Raw genomic sequence first — 16,255 nt, 5'->3', positions numbered from 1 at the left:
TCTCCTCGAAGCGCGTGGGGGCGCGGCTCAGACGACGGGGATGATGCCGCCGTCGACCCGGAACTGAGCACCGGTGAGCCATTTGGCGCGTCCGGAAGCGAGGAACGCGATCATCTCCGCGACGTCCTCGGGTTCGCCGGGGCGCCCCATCGGCACCTTCAGATGGTCCACGATCTGCTGCTTGACCTCGTCGACGCCCACGCCCCGGCTGTCGGCCAGCTGCTGAAGATGGTCGACAGCGCCCTCGGTGACGACGAAGCCCGGCAGAACGCACACCACGCGTACGCCGTGCTCGCCCACCGCCGTCGCCAGCTCGCGGCTGTAAGCGTTGAGCGCCGCCTTCGACGCCGCGTACGACGACTCGGCGGACTGGGGGAGGTGGCTGGCGATGGAGGAGACGTGCACCACGACGCCGGAGCCACGCTCGACCATCCCGGGAACCAGGGCCCGGTCGAGCCGGACCGCGCTGAGCAGGTTCATCTCCAGGTCGGCGAGCCAGGAGGCGTCCGACCGCGTCAAGGTCGGCATCGGTGCGGTCGCGGCTCCGGCGTTGTCGACCAGGACGTCGATGCCTCCGACGCTGTCCACCACGCGCCTGCCGAGCTCTGCCGCTCCCTCCTCGGAGCGCAGGTCGGCCGGGATGAAGGTGGCGGGCAGGTCCGCCGGGGGCGGTGTTCGCGAGGCCGTCAGCACGGTGGCGCCGGCGGCGGCGAAGCGGCGAGCCGTCGCCTCCCCGAGCCCCCGGCTGCCGCCGGTCACCAGCACTCGCAGGCCGGGAAGCTTCTCGTGCTCGATCGTCATGGCTGTACTCCTTCGGTAAGGTGAACCAGACTCCGGTAACTGTACACGCAAACGGAGTCCGATTCACCTTATGGAGGACCGTTGTCGTCATCACGTCCACTGCGCGCCGATGCCCGCCGCAACCGAGAAGCGCTCCTGGTCGCGGCGCGTGAGGCGCTCCTCGCCGACGAGGACGCCCACGTGGAGGAGATCGCCCGGCGGGCCGGCGTGGCCGTCGGCACGCTGTACCGCCACTTCGAGACGCGTGAGGCGCTCGTCGCGGAGGTGTACCGCCAGGAGGTCGCCGAGCTCTGCGCGACCCCCGCCCGGCTGCTCACGCAGCATGCCCCGGACGAAGCGCTGCGCACCTTCCTGCTGCTGCTCGTGGAGCACGCGGCCGTGGGCAGGGGGATGGGTGAGGCGCTGGAGAGCATCATGGCGACCGATTCGCCGGTCTTCGACGACGCGCGCGACGAGATGGCCCGCGCCCTCGACGAACTTCTCGCCGCAGGCGTCGCGGCCGGCCTCGTCCGCAGCGGCATGAGCGGGCGCGTCGTGCTGCGCGCCCTCGGCGGCATCTGCGGCCTGCGCGCCAAAGGCTGGAAGGACGACGCGCTGCGCATCGTCACGATCCTGTACGACGGGCTGCGCTACGGCGCGGCGCAGCGCGGCTAGGACGTCGAGGTGGAGCGGTAGGAGCCGGGAGTCTGGCCCATGGTGCGGGCGAAGATGTCGACGAAGGCGCTGGTCGTGGCCCATCCGCAGAGGTGCGCCGTCTCGGTGACGGTGGCGCCCTCGGCGAGGCGGATCATCGCGTGGATGATGCGCGCGTTCGTACGCCATTGAGGGTAGGTAGTTCCGAATTCGGTGCGGAACAGGCGCGCGAGGGTGCGTTCGCCGGCATTGACCTGCCGGGACAGCCAGGCGATGGTCCGGGGCCGGCTGAGGTCGTCGAGGACGAGGCGGCAGGCGTGCGCGAGTCGCGGATCGTGGGCGCTGGGCAGGGTGAGGGCGCGGACGTCGGCTCGGCGCAACCGATCGCCGAGCACGGCACGAATGCGATGAATCTCCCCAGCGGTGAGCTCCGGTTCGGTGCAGGCGATGAGGAGCTCACGCAGCAGGGCCGAGACGGCGACGACGGTCGGCGCATCACCGGGGAGCGGAGGGTCCTGGACCGGGAACATCAGCGTGTGGGCGATGGTGTCGCCGTAGGCGCGGTGCTCATGCCAGGCGGCGGCGGGGACCCAGACCGCGCGATCCGCGCAAGCCACCCACGCCCCATGTTCGGTCTGTACGGCGAGGACGCCACGAGCGACGTAGATGAGCTGGTGGTCGTCATGCCGATGCCCGTGGATCACTTCCCCGGGCACGTGATGATGGCGGCTTTGCAACATATCTAGTCAGATTATCGGAAGCGCAACCCTCCCTGTGGGCGAGAACGTCAATGCATGAACCGTTTCGGGAGCCTTCGGCAGGCGATCGTCGACACGCGGCCCCTGGCTTTTCCGGCTTACCGCCGCACCTTCCTCGGGCAGGCGGCGGCCGTCATCGGAACGACGGTGACGCGGGTCGCCGTCCCCGTCCAGGTCTATTCGATCTCGGGTTCGTCCCTGGACGTCGGCCTCGTGGGTTTGGCGATGCTCGTCCCGATGGTCGTCTTCGGTCTCTACGGCGGCGCTCTCGCCGACCTGGCCGACCGGCGGCTGCTCTACCTCTGCTCGTCCGCCCTGACCTGGGCCGGAACGCTCGCTCTGCTGCCGCAGGCCGCTCTCGGCGTGCAGTCCGTGGGGCTGATCCTCGTGCTGGTCGCCGTCCAATCCGCCGGTTTCGCGGTCTCCGCGTCCGTTCGCGGCGCCATCATCCCCGCGCTCGTGCCTGTCGAGCTGATCCCGGCGGCCAACGCACTCACCTACACCGCCGGCAACGTCGGGCAGGTCCTCGGCCCGCTCATCGCCGGTGCGCTGATCATGCTTCCGAACGGCTTCGCGTACGCCTACGGCATCGATGCGCTGTTGTTCACCGCAGCGCTCTACGCCGTCTTCCGGCTGCCACCGCTGCCCCGAGCCGCGCTCGCACCCACGGGGCGCATCGGCATCCGAGCCGTCATGGACGGCCTGCGCTTCCTCGGCGGCAAGCCCGTCCTGCTCATGGCGTTCATGGTCGACATCATCGCCATGCTGTTCGCCATGCCGGAGGCGCTCTTCCCCGAAGCCGCCGCCACGCGTTTCCATGGCGGCGTCGGCCTCCTGTACGCGTCGATCGCCACAGGATCGGTGCTCGCCGGGCTCGTCAGCGGATGGATCGGCCGAGTGCGACGCCAGGGTGTCGCACTCACCATCGCCGTGGCCCTGTGGTCCGCCGCCATCGCCTTCGCCGGAATCACCCACACCCTCTGGCTCACCGTCCCGCTACTCGTCCTCGCCGGCGGAGCCGACCTCGTCAGCGCCGTCTACCGGCAGACCATCCTGCAGACCTACGTGCCCGACCATATGCGCGGGCGTATGCAAGGCGTCTACACCGTCGTCGTCGCCGGCGGCCCCGGCATGGGCGACCTCCGAGCCGGAATCATGGCCTCGGCCATGGGCCTCACCATCGCATGGTCGGGAACGGCGATCCTCGGCTTCGTGATCGTCCTCATCGCGGCCATCGCCGTCCGGCCCTTCTGGCACTACGCGACGCAGACCGATTTGCCTAAAAGCATTAGGTAAATGCATAATAATATTAGTCTGATAGCGGAGATCTTGACAGAGGCTGAGGCAATGAACACCGAGCAAGACTGGATCACCACACCTGTCACCGTGGACATCCTGCGCGGTCACCTCGACGTGGAGGCGACCGCGCACGGGCTGCTGCTGCACCGGCTGCCCGCCCGAGCTCGCCGGCAGATCCCTGACGACCAACTGGCCGTGGCCGAGGCCCAGCCCTCCGGCGTGCGGCTGGCTTTCCGCACCCGGGCCACGACCATCGAGCTGGACACGCTGCCGACCAAGCGGGTCTATCGAGGGTTCCCGGCCCCGGCGGACGGCGTGTACGACCTGCTGGTCGACGGCCGTCTCGCCGCCCAGGCCACGGTGGCGGGCGGTCACGTGCGCACGATCATCGACATGGTCACGCAGACCGCCGAGCTGACCGAGGGGCCCGCCGGCACCGCCCGGTTCACCGGCCTGCCGGCACGGGACAAGGACGTCGAGATCTGGCTGCCGCACACGGAGATCACCGAGCTGATCGCCCTGCGCACCGATGCCCCCATCGAGCCGGCGCCGGACCGGGGGCGCAAGGTGTGGCTGCACCACGGCAGCTCCATCAGCCACGGCTCGAACGCCACCCACCCGAGCGCCATCTGGCCGGCCCTGGCGGCCGCCCAGGGCGGGGTGGAGCTGGTCAACCTTGGGTTCGGCGGCAGCGCGCTGCTGGACCCGTTCACCGCCCGTGCGATCCGGGACACCCCCGCGGACCTGATCAGCCTGAAGATCGGCATCAATGTCGTCAACGGCGACGTGATGCGCCTGCGCGCCTTCACCCCTGCGGCGCACGGCTTCCTGGACACCGTCCGCGAGGGGCATCCGACCACCCCGCTGCTGGTCGTGTCACCCATCCTGTGCCCGATCCAGGAGGACACCCCCGGTCCGCTCATGCCCGACTTCGACGGCCGGACCCTGCGGTTCAAGGCCACGGGTGATCCGGCCGAACGCGCCGCCGGGCGGCTGACGCTCAACGTCATCCGGGACGTGCTCGCCCGCGTCGTCGAGCAGCGGGCGGCCGACGACCCCAACCTGCACTACCTCGACGGCCGTGCCCTGTACGGCGAGAAGGACTACGCCGCGTTCCCGCTGCCCGACGAGGTCCACCCCGACCCCGCGGCGCACCGGCTGATCGGCGAGAACTTCGGGCGGCTCGCGTTCGGCGACGGCGGCCCCTTCGCCACCAAGACCGGCTGACCACATCGGCCAGACCACAGCAAGGTGCCCAAGACCCGCATCGGCCGGACCGCAGCAAGGTGCCCAAGGCCGTGGCGATGCCGCTGCCGTCACCCTGGGCAGTTCCGGGGGCCGACGCTCTGCCCTGTGCCGACGACGGTGACCTGGGCGGGGCTCACCGGCGCCGCCACGGCGGCCGTGCACACGATCTGCTCGACGGCCAGTGCGGACAGCTCACCGGCCGGAGCGGACTGGGTCACCATCAGGTGGCCGGCCGGGTCGGCGGTCACCTCGAACGGGCCGGCTTCGGGCGGGACGTCGGTGGTGAGTCCGCGCGCCCGTTCCCTCGCGGTGGGTCCGGCCGCCAGCAGCGCGAGCATGTCCGCCGGGAACATCGGACGATCACCGGGCCGCGTCACCGCGCTGAGCCGGTCGTTCCTCACCAGATAGAGGGTGATCGTCATGGCCGGGGCGACGTGTCCGCGCGGCGGGTCGCCGGCCCGGATGACGTCGCTGGGCTGCACGCCACAGCCGGCCACGGCGACGAGCGACACGAGGCCCACGGCGAGCACCCGCCAGGCGAGCACCCGGCCGGTGAGCAGGCGGCGGGTGAGCAGGCGACGGGTGAGCAGGCGGCGGGTGAGCAGGCGACAGGCGAGCAGGCGGCGGGTGAGCTTGGCTCTCACGCGGGGCCCCCGTCCGGATCGGGTGTCCGGCGTGGCAGGCGCAGGGTGAACTCGGCGCCGCCGTCCGGGGCGTTGGCGACGGTGAGGTCACCTCGGTGCAGGCGCGCGTTCTCCCGCGCGATGGCGAGGCCGAGCCCGCTGCCCTCGGACCTGGCCCTGGTCGCGTCGGCCTTGTAGAACCGGCCGAACACGTTCGGCAGCACCGCTTCGTCCAGGCCCGGTCCGTGGTCGCGGACCTTGAGGGTGATCCAGTGCGGGTCGTCGGAAAGCCGTACCGACACCGGTGGCTCGCCGTGCCGCAGGGCGTTGCCCACCAGGTTCGCGAGGATGACGTCCACCCGGCGCGGGTCCAGCCGTGCCGTCACCGCGTCGGGAAGCTCGGTGCGCACCTGCTCCGACCAGCCCCGGGTGCGCAGGGTCGAGCGCACCAGCTCGGCCACGTCGACCTCGTTCGGCACGAGGGCCGCGACACCGGAGTCGAACCTGCTGATCTCGATGAGGTCGTTCACCAGCCCGGTGAGGTTGAGCGTCTCCTGGCTGACCAGCCTGGCGGCCCGGCCGGCGGGCTCGGGCAGCCGGGCCGCCTCCTCGTCGAGGACGTCGGCGACCGCGGCGAGCGCGGCCAGCGGGGTGCGCAGCTCGTGGGACACGTCGGCCACGAACCGGCGGGCGTCGGCCTCCATCTCGCGGAGCTGCTCGACGTGCCGTTCCAGCTCCGCGGCGGTGTGGTTGAACGTGTGCGCCACGGCGGCCAGCTCGTCGGTGCCGCGGACCGCGATCCTGGTCCGCATCTCGCCCTGGCCCAGCAGGCGGGCCGCCCGGCCGAGCTCGTGCACCGGGCGCAGCACGCCACGGGTGGCCAGCAGCGCGAGGACGATCGCGAACGCCAGGGCCGCCCCGCCGATGAGCCAGGCGGAGGCGGCGAGCTCGTCGATGCTGCGCTGTTCGGGAAGCAGGCTGCGCGCGCTGTAGACCTCGATGCCGGACACCCGTGTCGTCCGGTCCCGCTCGACGATCAGCAACGGCGTGCCGATGAGCAGGATGGGCTCGCCCTGCCAGACCACGCGTTTCCACGCGAGGTCACCGCCGGCCACGGCCCGCCGCAGCGCCGGTGGAATCGCCCCGGGATCCAGGATCCGCGCGGCCCCGCCCGGCCTGAGGCCCCCCGGTGGTGGGTCGGGCGCCCCCGGCCGCGGACGGAGCAGCGAGTGTGTCCCGTGGTAGACGGCGATCGCGGAGTTGTCCCCATCGGTCACGGTGGCGGCGATCTCGCCGAGCTCGGCCGGGCCCGGTGTCGCGGTCCGCAACGGGAAGAGCGTCTCCAGGCGGCTTGTCATCGCCCGCACCGCGGCATCCTGGGTTCGCTGCAGGATGTCGTTGCGGGCCTGAACGTAGATCCCGCCGGCCACCGCCGCCGCGGTGACCACGGACAGCAGCGCGAACGCGAACAACAACCGGGCACGCAGCCCCAGGCTCGGCCGAGGTATCACCGGCGGCTCACACCGGCGGCTCACACCGGCCCGAACCGGTATCCGAACCCACGCACGGTCTGCACGTAGACGGGCGCTGCCGAATCGTCCTCGATCTTCGCGCGCAACCGCTGCACGCACGCGTCCACGAGCCGCGAGTCGCCGAAGTACCCGTGCTCCCACACCGACTCCAGCAGTTGCTGGCGGCTGTGCACCCGGCCCGGCGTGCCGGAGAGTTCGAGCAGCAGGCGCAGCTCGGTCGGGGCGAGGCTGACCGGCACGCCGTGCCTGGCGACCACCAGGCTGGCCCGATCGATGGTCAGGTCCCCGTGCCGCTCCAGCTCCGCCTGGTCCCGGCCGAGCCGCCGGAGCACCGCGCGAATGCGCGCGTCGAGCACCCTGGGCTGCACTGGCTTGACCACGTAGTCGTCGGCGCCCGCCTCCAGCCCGGCCACCACGTCCATGTCGTCGCCGCGCGCGGTCAGCATGATGATCGGCAGCTCCCTGGCGGCCCGGATGCGGCGGCAGACCTCGAACCCGTCGATGCCCGGCAACATCAGATCGAGCACGACGACGTCGGGAAGGTCCGTACGCAGCCGGTCCAGCCCTTGCTCGCCGGACTCCACCGCGCGCACCCGGTGCCCGTGCCGGGTCAGGGCCAGCTCAAGGCCCTCCCGCACGGCCGGGTCGTCCTCGATCAACAACACTCGCGACACGCCGCCGAGTATCAACAGCACGCTCCGTAACTCGCCCGCCGGTCCACACGTCCACTGTCGACCGGCCGTGTCTCCGCCTTGTCCGCGCCGTGTCATGGTTGTGTCACGGTCGCGCCGGCGGTGGCCACCATCGAGAAACGGTGACCTGCGGCGGACAACGCACGCATATTGGACGCCAATCGTAGTTCGTCATGAACGAACCACGCACCATCCCACCTCGGCCCCGTGACCGGCTGTACGCCGCGGTCACGCTGGTGCTCGCCGTGCTCCTGCTGCCCGTGGCGTACGTCCGCCATCCTGGCCGGGCCCGCGAGACGGCCTGCCGCTGGGCGCTGGGGATGCGGTTCCCCGCCGAGGACCTCACCGGGCTGACCGCCGGGGCCATGGCGGCGTTCACCGCGGCGCGCACGGAGGCGCTCTGGCGGCACGGCCAGCTCATCGGCCTCACCTCGGGATACCGCGACCCCCTCGTCCAACTACGGATGTTCGAAGAGGAGGTACGACGGTCCGGCTCCCCGGCCTTGGCACGCATGCTCGTGCTCCCACCGGCGGAGTCCAACCACGTCAAGGGCATCGCGCTGGACGTACGCCCCCATGAAGGCGCGCGCTGGCTGGAGGAGCACGGCGCGTGCCACGACCTCTACCGCATCTACGACAACGAGTGGTGGCACTTCGAGTACCGTCCGGGCAACGGCGGCACGCCACCACGACGACGACCCCACCCTGGCGTGGGCCAGGCGAGCGAGAACGGGGACCAGAGATAGGGACGTCGTCGTGCCGCGACCGGGGGCGCGTCAGTCGGCCAGCGCGAAGCCGGCCGCCGCCTCCGCGTGCAGCCGGGCGCTCGGCAGCAGCGGGATGGCGGTGTCCTTCTCACTGATCAGGAGCTCGATCTCCGTGCAGCCGAGGATGACGCCCTCGGCCCCGTCGTCCGCGAGATCGGCGACGATCCGGGCGTACGCGTCCCTGGACGATTCCCGGATCACCCCGCGCACCAGCTCATCGAAGATCACGTGATGGACCAGCTCCCGCTGCTCCCGCCGCGGGACGACCACGTCGAAGCCGTGGGCGGCCAGCCGGTCCCGGTAGAAGGACTGCTCCATGGTGAAGCGGGTGCCCAGCAGGCCGACCTTACGCATCCCCCTGGCGCTGACCTCCGCGCCCACGGCGTCGGCGATGTGCAGCACGGGCACGCTCGCGGCCCGCGCCACGTCGTCGCTCACCCGGCTGAAGGTGTTGCTGCAGATGAGCAGGACCTCGGCGCCGAGCTCCTCCAGTTTTCCGCCCGCGCCCGTCAGCAACGTACTCACCTCGTCCCAGCGGTCGGCGAAGATGAGGTCCTCGACGGTCGTGTAGTCGACCGACCAGATGAGACTGTCGGCGGAATGGCTGCCGCCGAGGTGCTCGCGCACCCGCTGGTTGATGATCTGGTAGTAGATCACCGTCGATTCCCAGCTCAACCCGCCGATGAGGCCGATGGTGCGCATGGAACTCCGTTTCGTCAGCATGTGGGCATAGGTCGTGGTCAGGTCCCGCGCGCTGCCGGGCAGGCGGCAGGCGGTCAGGCGTCGGCCAGCGCACGGGCGCAGGCGCTGAGCCCGATCTCGCTGGAGGCCTTGACGAGCACCACGTCTCCCGGCTCGACCAGCGCGGTGGCGAGCTCGATGGCCCCCGCCACGTCCTCGACGGCATGGACCGCCACGCCCTGGCCCGCGGACTCCGCCGCCTTCGCCATCGCGAGCGGATCCCCGGCTCCGACCGCGATCAGCACGTCGAAGCGCAGGTCGGCGACGAGCCGGCCCACGTCCGCGTGCCGGGCGCGCGAAGCCTCCGCCTGCTGCCCCATCGCGCCGAGCACGGCGACGGTACGACGAGCGCCGGCCATGGCCTTGACCGCCCGCAGTCCGGCCCGCATGGACTCGGGGTTGGCGTTGTAGGCGTCGTTGACGACGGTGATGCCGTCAGGTCGTTCGACGATCTCCAGCCGGCCGCCGGAGCGCCGCCGCGCGGCGTTCAGCCCATCGGCGATCTCGGCGACGCCGAGGCCGAGCGCGGTGGCGACCGCGGCGGCGGCCAGGGCGTTGCTCACCTGGTGCTCGCCGATGAGGTCGAGCTCGACCGGGGCGCGGCCGGCGGGCGTCACCAGCTCGAACGCGGGTCGCGCCCGCCCGTCCATCCGCACGTCTTCGGCGCGCACCGGCGCCTTCGCCGACCTGCCGTACAACAAGATCTGGGCCTTGGTGCGGCCGGCCATTCCCATGACGTACGGGTCGTCGGCGTTGAGCAGGGCGAACCCGTCCGCCGCGACCGCCGCGACCAGCTCGCCCTTGGCTTCGGCCACGTCGGCCTGCCCGCCGCCCATCCGCTCCACGTGCGCGGTGCCGACATTGAGCACCAGCCCGACCTGAGGCGGGGCGATCCCGGTCAGATACGTCAGGTCGCCCTTCCGGCCCGCGCCCATCTCCAGCACCAGGTAGCGGGTGCCGGCGTCGGCCCGCAGCACGGTGAGCGGCAGCCCGAGTTCGTTGTTGAACGACCTGTCGGTGGCGACCGTCGCCGCGTGCCGTTCGAGCACCTGGGCCAGCAGGTCCTTGGTCGTGGTCTTGCCCACGGAGCCGGTCAGGCCGATCACGGTCGGCCCGATCCGTTCGAGCACGTGCTTGGCCAGCAGGCCGATCGCGAGCTGGACGTCCTCGACCACGAGGGCAGGCACGCCGGTGGGCCTTGAGGCCAGCACGGCGACCGCGCCGTCCGCGACGGCGGCCGCCGCGTAGGCGTGCCCGTCGACGCGGGCGCCGGCCGTCGCGACGAACAGGCCGCCGGGCACCACCTCGCGGGAGTCGACCGCCGAGGGCGCCGTCACCAGGGCCCGCGGGTCACGCACGTCGTGCGGGCTCGCGCCGACGACCCGCGCGATCTCGCTCAGCGTCATGGGGATCACGAGCCGCTCCTGGTGAGCGCCAGGTCGATGAGGCGGCGCAGCAGGTCCGGGTACGGGACACCGCTGGCGGCCCAGGCCCTGGCGTAGACGGAACGGGAGGTGAAGCCGGGCATCGTGTTGATCTCCAGCACGTACAGGCGTCCCGTGTCCTGCTCGTACAGGAAGTCGACGCGGGACAGGCCGTAGCCGCCGATCGCCCGGAACGCGCGCAGGGCCAGCTCGCGCACGTCCTCGGCCACGCGCTCCGGGAGCACGGCGGGGATGGTGGCGATCTCGGCAGGGCTGAGGTATTTGGCCTCATAGTCCAGCCAGTCCCCGGGCACGATGAGCTCGCCGGGCACCGAGGCGTCCGGAGTGTCATAGCCGCCGAGCACGCCGCAGATGAGCTCGCGCGCGATCACCTCCTGCTCGACGATGACCACCCGGCCGTAGGTCAGCGCCAGGTCCACGGCCGCGCACAGGTCCTCCATGGAGGTGACCCGCGAGATGCCGATGGAGGAGCCCATGGCGGCCGGTTTGACGTACATCGGCCAGTCGAGCGGCTTCACCAGACTCCAGGGATCGGTGGTGGCGTGCCATTCCTGCTCGGTGAACCACACATGCGGGGTGACAGGAATGTCCTCCGCCAGGAACGCGCGCCGCATCGCGACCTTGTCCATGGCCACGGCCGAGGCCAGGACGCCGCAGCCCACGTACGGGATCCCCAGCGTCTCCAGGTGACCCTGGACGACGCCGTCCTCGCCGAACGGCCCGTGCAGCACGGGGAAGACCACGTCCGCCAGATCGGGCCGCAGCTCCACCGGCCACCTGCCCTGCCGATCGATGATGACGGGGACGGGCTCGTACCGGTCCCTCGGCAGAGCGTCGAGCACCGCCTGCGCCGACTGCAGCGACACCTCGTGCTCGGCGGACGGTCCTCCCGCCAGCACAGCCACGCGCATGCGTTCAGTCACGATCGATCAGCCTTCCTCAGTGGCGCGGAGACAGCCGGACCCGCCGCTGGGGCACAGGCGCCGGTCAACGCCCTTCACTGTCGGCCGATCGTGTCCCCGCCTCGTCAGCGCCGTGTCATGGTTGTGTCACGGTCGCGGCGGCCGGCCCGGCGAGGAGCCCTGAGTCGAGGAGGCGTCCTCGTCCCGACGTTTCCGCCGACGGTCGCGCTCAGTCTCAGGCCAGGGCGCGGACAAGTGGCGCTCATCACACCGACCGGGGAGGCTCCTCCCCTGATCGGGTGACTCATCGACGGGCGCGGCGGTGATAGGTGACGTGGCTGATGCCTGACGCTGACGGCCAGGCGGTCGGGCCGCCGCCCGACGGCTCAGGGGGCCTGGAGGCGTTGCGCGATCGCGGTTCCCAGTTGGCCGGTGGTGGCGCTGCCGCCCAGGTCAGGGGTCTTCGCCACCGACCCGTCCACGAGAACGTCCTCGATCGCGGCGACGATGGCTTCGCCGGCGGCGTGCTCCCCGAGGTGGTCGAGCATCATCGCGGCGCTCCAGATCTGGCCGATCGGGTTCGCGATACCGCGGCCCGCGATGTCGGGCGCCGAGCCGTGTACGGGCTCGAAAAGGCTGGGGAAAGTCCTTTCTGGATTGATATTGGCACTGGGCGCGATGCCGATCGTGCCGGCACAGGCCGGACCGAGGTCGGAGAGAATGTCGCCGAACAGATTGCTGGCCACGACGACGTCGAAACGGTCGGGGTGGAGGACGAAATTCGCAGTGAGAATGTCGATGTGATACTTGTCCGCACGAATTTCCGGATACTGCCCGGCCATCGTCTCCGCGCGTTCGTCCCAGTAGGGCATCGAGATCGAGATCCCGTTGCTCTTCGTCGCCCAGGTGAGATGCTTCTTCTCGCGCTGTCGTGCGAGCTCGAAGGCGTATCGGAGGACGCGGTCCACGCCTATCCGTGTCATCACGGTCTCCTGGAGCACGGTCTCCCGGTCGGTTCCCTCGAAGATCCGTCCGCCGATGCTGGAGTACTCACCTTCGGTGTTCTCCCGCACGACGTAGAAGTCGACCTCCTCCGGCGTTCGATCGCGCAACGGGCTGACCACCCCGTGCAGCAGGCGTACCGGCCGGAGATTGACGTACTGGTCGAACTCACGCCGGAACTTCAGCAGACTTCCCCACAGCGAGACGTGATCGGGGACCACCTCGGGCCAGCCGACCGCGCCGAAGAAGATCGCGTCGAACCCCACGAGGGTCTCGTGCCAATCCGGGGGAAGCATCTCGCCGTGCGCCTGGTAATACGCGGCGCTGGCGAAGTCGAACTGCTCGGTTTCGACGGTGAAGCCGTAGAGCTCCGCCGTCCGGCGCAGGACACGCAGGCCCTCCGGCACGACTTCGACGCCGATCCCGTCACCCGGGATGACGGCGATGCGATAACTGCGAGACATGGATCCGTACCTTCTTCGCTGATGGGGGTCACCGCCGGTCACCTGACCGGCCAGGATCATCACCGTACGCAGGTCGTCACCTCGGACCTAGGGTCCATCGAGGAAGGTAGGCTTTCGCACCAGGAAAGACGGGGTGGCGGAGGTCGGCTGTGCCGGAGTCTGTCGACGACCTGAGATTCTTCACGGTCGTCGCCGCGAGCGAGACGCTGACGGCGGCCGCACGCGGGCTGGGGTGTTCCCTTCCGGTGGTGAGCAAGCGTCTCGCCGCGATGGAGCAGCGCCTCGGTGTGCAACTCGTTCGTCGTGGCACCCGGAAACTGGTGCTCACGTCCGAGGGAGCCGTTCTCGCCAAGGGGATCGGCCCGATCCTCGCCGACGTCCAGCGGCTGGAGGAGGAGATCTCCGGCGGCTCGGGGGACCTGCGGGGGTCGTTGGTCGTGGAGTCGACCCTCGGGATCGGACGGGCGCATGTCGGCCCGCTGCTGGGGGAGTTCGGCGCGCATCATCCGCATCTCGACGTGCAGCTGACCACGACGCCCCTTCCGGTCAGTCCGCATCGGCGGGAGTTCGACGTGGCGATTCACGTGGGTCCGCTGCCCGACTCGACCCTGCGGATCAGGCGGCTCGCGGAGAATCGGCGCGTGGTGTGCGCGTCCCCGGCATATGTGCGTGCGCACGGCGCGCCCAGCACGGCGGACGAGCTCGCCGACCACAACTGCATCCTGCTTCGCGAGAACTACGGTGACTACGCGCTGTGGCGTTTCGGCCGGGGCTCGGATGAGTTCCGCGTCCGGGTCGACGGCACGTTGTCCAGCAACGACGGCGACATCGTGACCGGCTGGGCACTTGAGGGCCGCGGCCTGATCATGCGCTCCACCTGGCAGGTGGCCCCCTTGCTGAAGGACGGGCGGCTCGTGCGGGTGCTGGCGGACGTGCCCACCCCCGCCGCGGACGTGTACGCGCTGCACGCCGACACCGATCATGTCCCCGCACGGGTGAGGGCGGTCCTGGACTTCATGAGTGAACGACTGCCTGAGCGGCTGGGCTGAGCTCGATCTGGTGAAAGGTGACCTTTCGCCGGCGGGGGTTATCCCGTCGAGGTCCCGCCATTACATTTCTGCGAGTGCCGTCACGGCCGCGCCGGCGACCGCTGCCTCCGCTGCCTCCTGCCTCCTGTGTCTGCCTCCGCTGCCTCCTGTCTCCGCTGTCTTCGCCGAAAGTGAGTGCTCGACCGATGTCCCGCATCCTCATCACCACCGACTACCTCAAGCCGGGCGATCCGGTCGACGCGTACGTGCGCGAGCATGGGCACGAGACGGTGCACGCGCCGCTGCGCGGGCGTCGCGATCGCGACGAGCTGGTCGGACTGCTCGACGGTGTCGACGGCGCGCTCATCGCCAACGAGCCCATGACGGCCGACGTCCTCGCCGCGGCGCCGACCTTGAAGGCCGTCGTACGGTCGGGGGTGGGCTACGACTCGGTCGACGTCGCCGCCGCCTCGGAGCTGGGGATCCTGGTCAGCAACCTGCCGGGCATCAACGCGAACGCCGTCGCGGAGTTCACGATGGGGGCGATCCTGGCCTCGTCAAGGCGTCTGGTCGAGCTGGCCGTGGGCGTCGCCGAAGGCCGCTGGCCCCGTACGGACGGACACGAGCTGCGGGGATCGACACTCGGCCTGGTCGGGTTCGGCGCGGCGGCACGCGCGGTGGTGCCGCTGGCACGCGCGTTCGGGATGACCGTGCTGTGCCGCACCGCGATCGCACCGGACCCCGGCGCTCCGGTGCCTGACGTGGAGTTCGTCGACCTCGACACCCTGCTCTCCCGCTCGGACGTCGTGTCCGTCCACACCGCCCTGACGCCCGCCACCCGCCATCTGATCGACGCCCGGGCGCTGAGCCTGATGAAGCCGGCCGCGCTGCTCGTCAACACCGCACGCGGGGCGATCGTCGATGAGAACGCGCTGGCCGCGGCCGTCCGCGACGGAACCATCGCCGGTGCCGCCCTCGACGTGTGCGAGGTCGAGCCGCTCCCGCAGGACAGCGTGCTGCGCGGCGTCGAGGGCATCACGGTGTACTCGCACATGGCAGGCCAGACGGTGGAGGCGCGTGCGGCCGCCGGGCGCGAGGCCGCCGTCGAGCTGGTCAACGCCCTTTCCGGCAGGCCGGCCTTCCGCGTCAACGACCCTTCGGTGCACCGGTTCCGCGTGACCCTCCAGGAGTGATCGTGCGGGAGGCGGTGGGGGCCGTGCCTCGGCTCAGGCGGGTGGGAGGCTGGGAGGTGCGGTGCTCTCGCGGACCATGAGTTCGGTGGCCAGCTCGACGCGGCTCTGGGACAGCGGCTCGCCCTGGCTCAGCGTGAGCAGCATCGAGGTGGCCGCGGCGGCCATCTCGGTGAAGGGCTGGCGGATGGTGGTCAGCGGCGGGATGGCCCACCGGACCGTCGGCAGGTCGTCGAAGCCGACCACGCTGAGATCGTCCGGGATGCGCAGGCCGAGCTGATGGGCCGCGTGGTAGGCGCCGATGGCCTGGCCGTCGTTCGTGGCGAAGATCGCGGTCGGCCGGTCGGGCAGGCGGAGCATGCGGTGGGACTCGGCCAGCCCGCGTTCGATGAAGAAGTCCCCTCGGCCGATCAGCTCGGGGTCGACGGGCACGCCGGCCATGTCGAGGGCGGTCCGGTAACCGTCGAGCCGGGCCCGGCTGGCCAGCGCGGAGTCGGGCCCGGTGATGATGGCGATGCGGCGGTGCCCGAGCTCCAGGAGGTGGCGGGTGGCCGTGAGCCCGCCGTTCCAGTTGCCGGCGCCGACCGACGGGATGTTCCGCGCGGGGGCGCCCGCCGGATCCAGCAGGACCAGTGGGATCTCCGCGCGGGCGAGCTGTTCGTGCTGGGGCTCGGTCAGGCCGGAGAACACGGCTATCACACCGCTCGGGCGGTGCCGCAGCACGCGCTCCAGCCAGGCGTCCGCGGCGGCGCGGTCGCGGCGCAGATCCGATAACCCCACCGTGAGGTCGTGCTCATGCGCGACCTGCGCCACCCCTTTGGTGATCTCGACGGGATACTCGCCCTCCAGCGCGTGGAAGACCAGCTCCACCAGGGCCGTCGGCGTGGAGCGGCGGCGCTGGCGGCGGTAGCCGTGCCGGCGGATGAGCTCCTCCACGGCGGCGCGGGTTTCGGATGAGACCTCGGACCGGCCGTTCACGACCTTGGAGACCGTCGCGGTGGAAACGCCGGCCAGCTCGGCGAGCTGGGCAATGGTGAGACGGGACGACTCCGTGGTCATGGCGGCAGTCTAGTCACGCGAGGTGGGGCGGCCCGCAATGCCGGGGCCGCCCCGAAACGGTGTCCGAGCCG

Annotated in this window: 16 protein-coding genes; 6 read left to right on the top strand and 10 right to left on the bottom strand. The window is 70.9% G+C overall.

Annotated features, from left to right (window positions below):
- Positions 1-27: 27 nt before the first annotated feature.
- Positions 28-801 carry an oxidoreductase gene (locus tag OHA68_RS01830; RefSeq protein WP_327106058.1) on the bottom strand — a complete coding sequence of 258 codons (774 nt, stop codon included), beginning with the start codon at positions 799-801 and terminating at the stop codon, positions 28-30.
- Between the two features lie 81 nt (positions 802-882).
- Here OHA68_RS01830 and OHA68_RS01825 point away from each other — a divergent pair, with 81 nt between their 5' ends.
- Entirely contained in the window at positions 883-1,455 is a 573-nt protein-coding gene (locus OHA68_RS01825; protein WP_327106057.1) for a TetR/AcrR family transcriptional regulator, read from the top strand.
- Here OHA68_RS01825 and OHA68_RS01820 read toward each other — a convergent pair.
- Positions 1,452-2,150, bottom strand: a complete 699-nt coding sequence (locus tag OHA68_RS01820; RefSeq protein ID WP_327106056.1) for an AraC family transcriptional regulator — start codon at positions 2,148-2,150, stop codon at positions 1,452-1,454. The genes OHA68_RS01825 and OHA68_RS01820 overlap by 4 nt on opposite strands.
- 78 nt (positions 2,151-2,228) lie before the next feature.
- On the opposite strand from OHA68_RS01820, the gene OHA68_RS01815 reads away from it, so the two are divergent.
- Both OHA68_RS01815 and OHA68_RS01810 read left to right on the top strand, forming a co-directional pair.
- The gene (locus tag OHA68_RS01815; RefSeq protein ID WP_327106055.1) at positions 2,229-3,488 is read left to right on the top strand and encodes an MFS transporter; all 1,260 of its coding nucleotides are present in this window, start codon (positions 2,229-2,231) and stop codon (positions 3,486-3,488) included.
- A gap of 51 nt (positions 3,489-3,539) precedes the next feature.
- Complete coding sequence (locus OHA68_RS01810; protein ID WP_327106054.1) at positions 3,540-4,718, top strand: GDSL-type esterase/lipase family protein; 1,179 nt, start codon at positions 3,540-3,542, stop codon at positions 4,716-4,718.
- Positions 4,719-4,807: 89 nt separating this feature from the next.
- On the opposite strand, the gene OHA68_RS01805 is transcribed toward OHA68_RS01810, so the two are convergent.
- From OHA68_RS01805 to OHA68_RS01795, 3 genes are read right to left on the bottom strand one after another with little or no spacing between them, the layout of a single operon-like run.
- Positions 4,808-5,383, bottom strand: coding sequence for a hypothetical protein (locus tag OHA68_RS01805; RefSeq protein ID WP_327106053.1), 576 nt, complete (start codon positions 5,381-5,383; stop codon positions 4,808-4,810).
- Complete coding sequence (locus OHA68_RS01800) at positions 5,380-6,873, bottom strand: HAMP domain-containing sensor histidine kinase (RefSeq protein ID WP_327106052.1); 1,494 nt, start codon at positions 6,871-6,873, stop codon at positions 5,380-5,382. The genes OHA68_RS01805 and OHA68_RS01800 overlap by 4 nt, the downstream gene beginning before the upstream one ends.
- Positions 6,874-6,893: 20 nt before the next feature.
- Positions 6,894-7,568 carry a response regulator transcription factor gene (locus OHA68_RS01795; protein WP_327106051.1) on the bottom strand — a complete coding sequence of 225 codons (675 nt, stop codon included), beginning with the start codon at positions 7,566-7,568 and terminating at the stop codon, positions 6,894-6,896.
- A gap of 191 nt (positions 7,569-7,759) precedes the next feature.
- Between OHA68_RS01795 and vanY-N the strand changes: the two genes are divergently transcribed.
- Positions 7,760-8,332 (top strand): D,D-peptidase/D,D-carboxypeptidase VanY-N, encoded by a 573-nt coding sequence (gene vanY-N, locus OHA68_RS01790; protein WP_327106050.1) that lies wholly within the window; start codon positions 7,760-7,762, stop codon positions 8,330-8,332.
- Positions 8,333-8,362: 30 nt separating this feature from the next.
- On the opposite strand, the gene OHA68_RS01785 is transcribed toward vanY-N, so the two are convergent.
- From OHA68_RS01785 to OHA68_RS01770, 4 genes are all read right to left on the bottom strand, one after another.
- The gene (locus tag OHA68_RS01785; protein ID WP_327106049.1) at positions 8,363-9,055 is read right to left on the bottom strand and encodes an aspartate/glutamate racemase family protein; all 693 of its coding nucleotides are present in this window, start codon (positions 9,053-9,055) and stop codon (positions 8,363-8,365) included.
- A 74-nt stretch (positions 9,056-9,129) separates the two neighbouring features.
- Positions 9,130-10,500: a UDP-N-acetylmuramoyl-tripeptide--D-alanyl-D-alanine ligase gene (locus OHA68_RS01780; RefSeq protein ID WP_327109441.1), complete on the bottom strand. Its 1,371-nt coding sequence runs from the start codon at positions 10,498-10,500 to the stop codon at positions 9,130-9,132.
- A gap of 5 nt (positions 10,501-10,505) precedes the next feature.
- Entirely contained in the window at positions 10,506-11,450 is a 945-nt protein-coding gene (locus OHA68_RS01775; protein WP_327106048.1) for a D-alanine--D-alanine ligase family protein, read from the bottom strand.
- Positions 11,451-11,827: 377 nt separating this feature from the next.
- Complete coding sequence (locus tag OHA68_RS01770; RefSeq protein ID WP_327109440.1) at positions 11,828-12,907, bottom strand: tartrate dehydrogenase; 1,080 nt, start codon at positions 12,905-12,907, stop codon at positions 11,828-11,830.
- Between the two features lie 149 nt (positions 12,908-13,056).
- Between OHA68_RS01770 and OHA68_RS01765 the strand changes: the two genes are divergently transcribed.
- Together OHA68_RS01765 and OHA68_RS01760 are read left to right on the top strand one after the other, a co-directional pair.
- Positions 13,057-13,956: a LysR family transcriptional regulator gene (locus OHA68_RS01765; RefSeq protein ID WP_327106047.1), complete on the top strand. Its 900-nt coding sequence runs from the start codon at positions 13,057-13,059 to the stop codon at positions 13,954-13,956.
- A 185-nt stretch (positions 13,957-14,141) separates the two neighbouring features.
- A complete protein-coding gene (locus OHA68_RS01760; protein ID WP_327106046.1) occupies positions 14,142-15,128 on the top strand; it encodes a phosphoglycerate dehydrogenase in 987 nt (328 codons plus the stop codon).
- 33 nt (positions 15,129-15,161) lie between these two features.
- Here OHA68_RS01760 and OHA68_RS01755 read toward each other — a convergent pair whose 3' ends face one another.
- A complete protein-coding gene (locus OHA68_RS01755) occupies positions 15,162-16,184 on the bottom strand; it encodes a LacI family DNA-binding transcriptional regulator (RefSeq protein ID WP_327106045.1) in 1,023 nt (340 codons plus the stop codon).
- Positions 16,185-16,255 lie beyond the last annotated feature (71 nt).

It is taken from the genome of Nonomuraea glycinis, from assembly GCF_035920485.1.
Lineage (GTDB): Bacteria > Actinomycetota > Actinomycetes > Streptosporangiales > Streptosporangiaceae > Nonomuraea > Nonomuraea glycinis.
This window is presented reverse-complemented; position numbering and strand designations above follow the sequence as displayed.

Bases quoted from the DNA above. Each gene is read 5' to 3' on its own strand.
- OHA68_RS01775 (WP_327106048.1), bottom strand. From the start codon at position 11,450: ATGCGCGTGGCTGTGCTGGCGGGAGGACCGTCCGCCGAGCACGAGGTG.
- OHA68_RS01755 (WP_327106045.1), bottom strand. From the start codon at position 16,184: ATGACCACGGAGTCGTCCCGTCTCACCATTGCCCAGCTCGCCGAGCTG.
- vanY-N (WP_327106050.1), top strand. From the start codon at position 7,760: ATGAACGAACCACGCACCATCCCACCTCGGCCCCGTGACCGGCTGTAC.
- OHA68_RS01785 (WP_327106049.1), bottom strand. From the start codon at position 9,055: ATGCGCACCATCGGCCTCATCGGCGGGTTGAGCTGGGAATCGACGGTG.
- OHA68_RS01760 (WP_327106046.1), top strand. From the start codon at position 14,142: ATGTCCCGCATCCTCATCACCACCGACTACCTCAAGCCGGGCGATCCG.
- OHA68_RS01810 (WP_327106054.1), top strand. From the start codon at position 3,540: ATGAACACCGAGCAAGACTGGATCACCACACCTGTCACCGTGGACATC.
- OHA68_RS01830 (WP_327106058.1), bottom strand. From the start codon at position 801: ATGACGATCGAGCACGAGAAGCTTCCCGGCCTGCGAGTGCTGGTGACC.
- OHA68_RS01770 (WP_327109440.1), bottom strand. From the start codon at position 12,907: ATGTCTCGCAGTTATCGCATCGCCGTCATCCCGGGTGACGGGATCGGC.
- OHA68_RS01780 (WP_327109441.1), bottom strand. From the start codon at position 10,500: ATGACGCTGAGCGAGATCGCGCGGGTCGTCGGCGCGAGCCCGCACGAC.
- OHA68_RS01815 (WP_327106055.1), top strand. From the start codon at position 2,229: ATGAACCGTTTCGGGAGCCTTCGGCAGGCGATCGTCGACACGCGGCCC.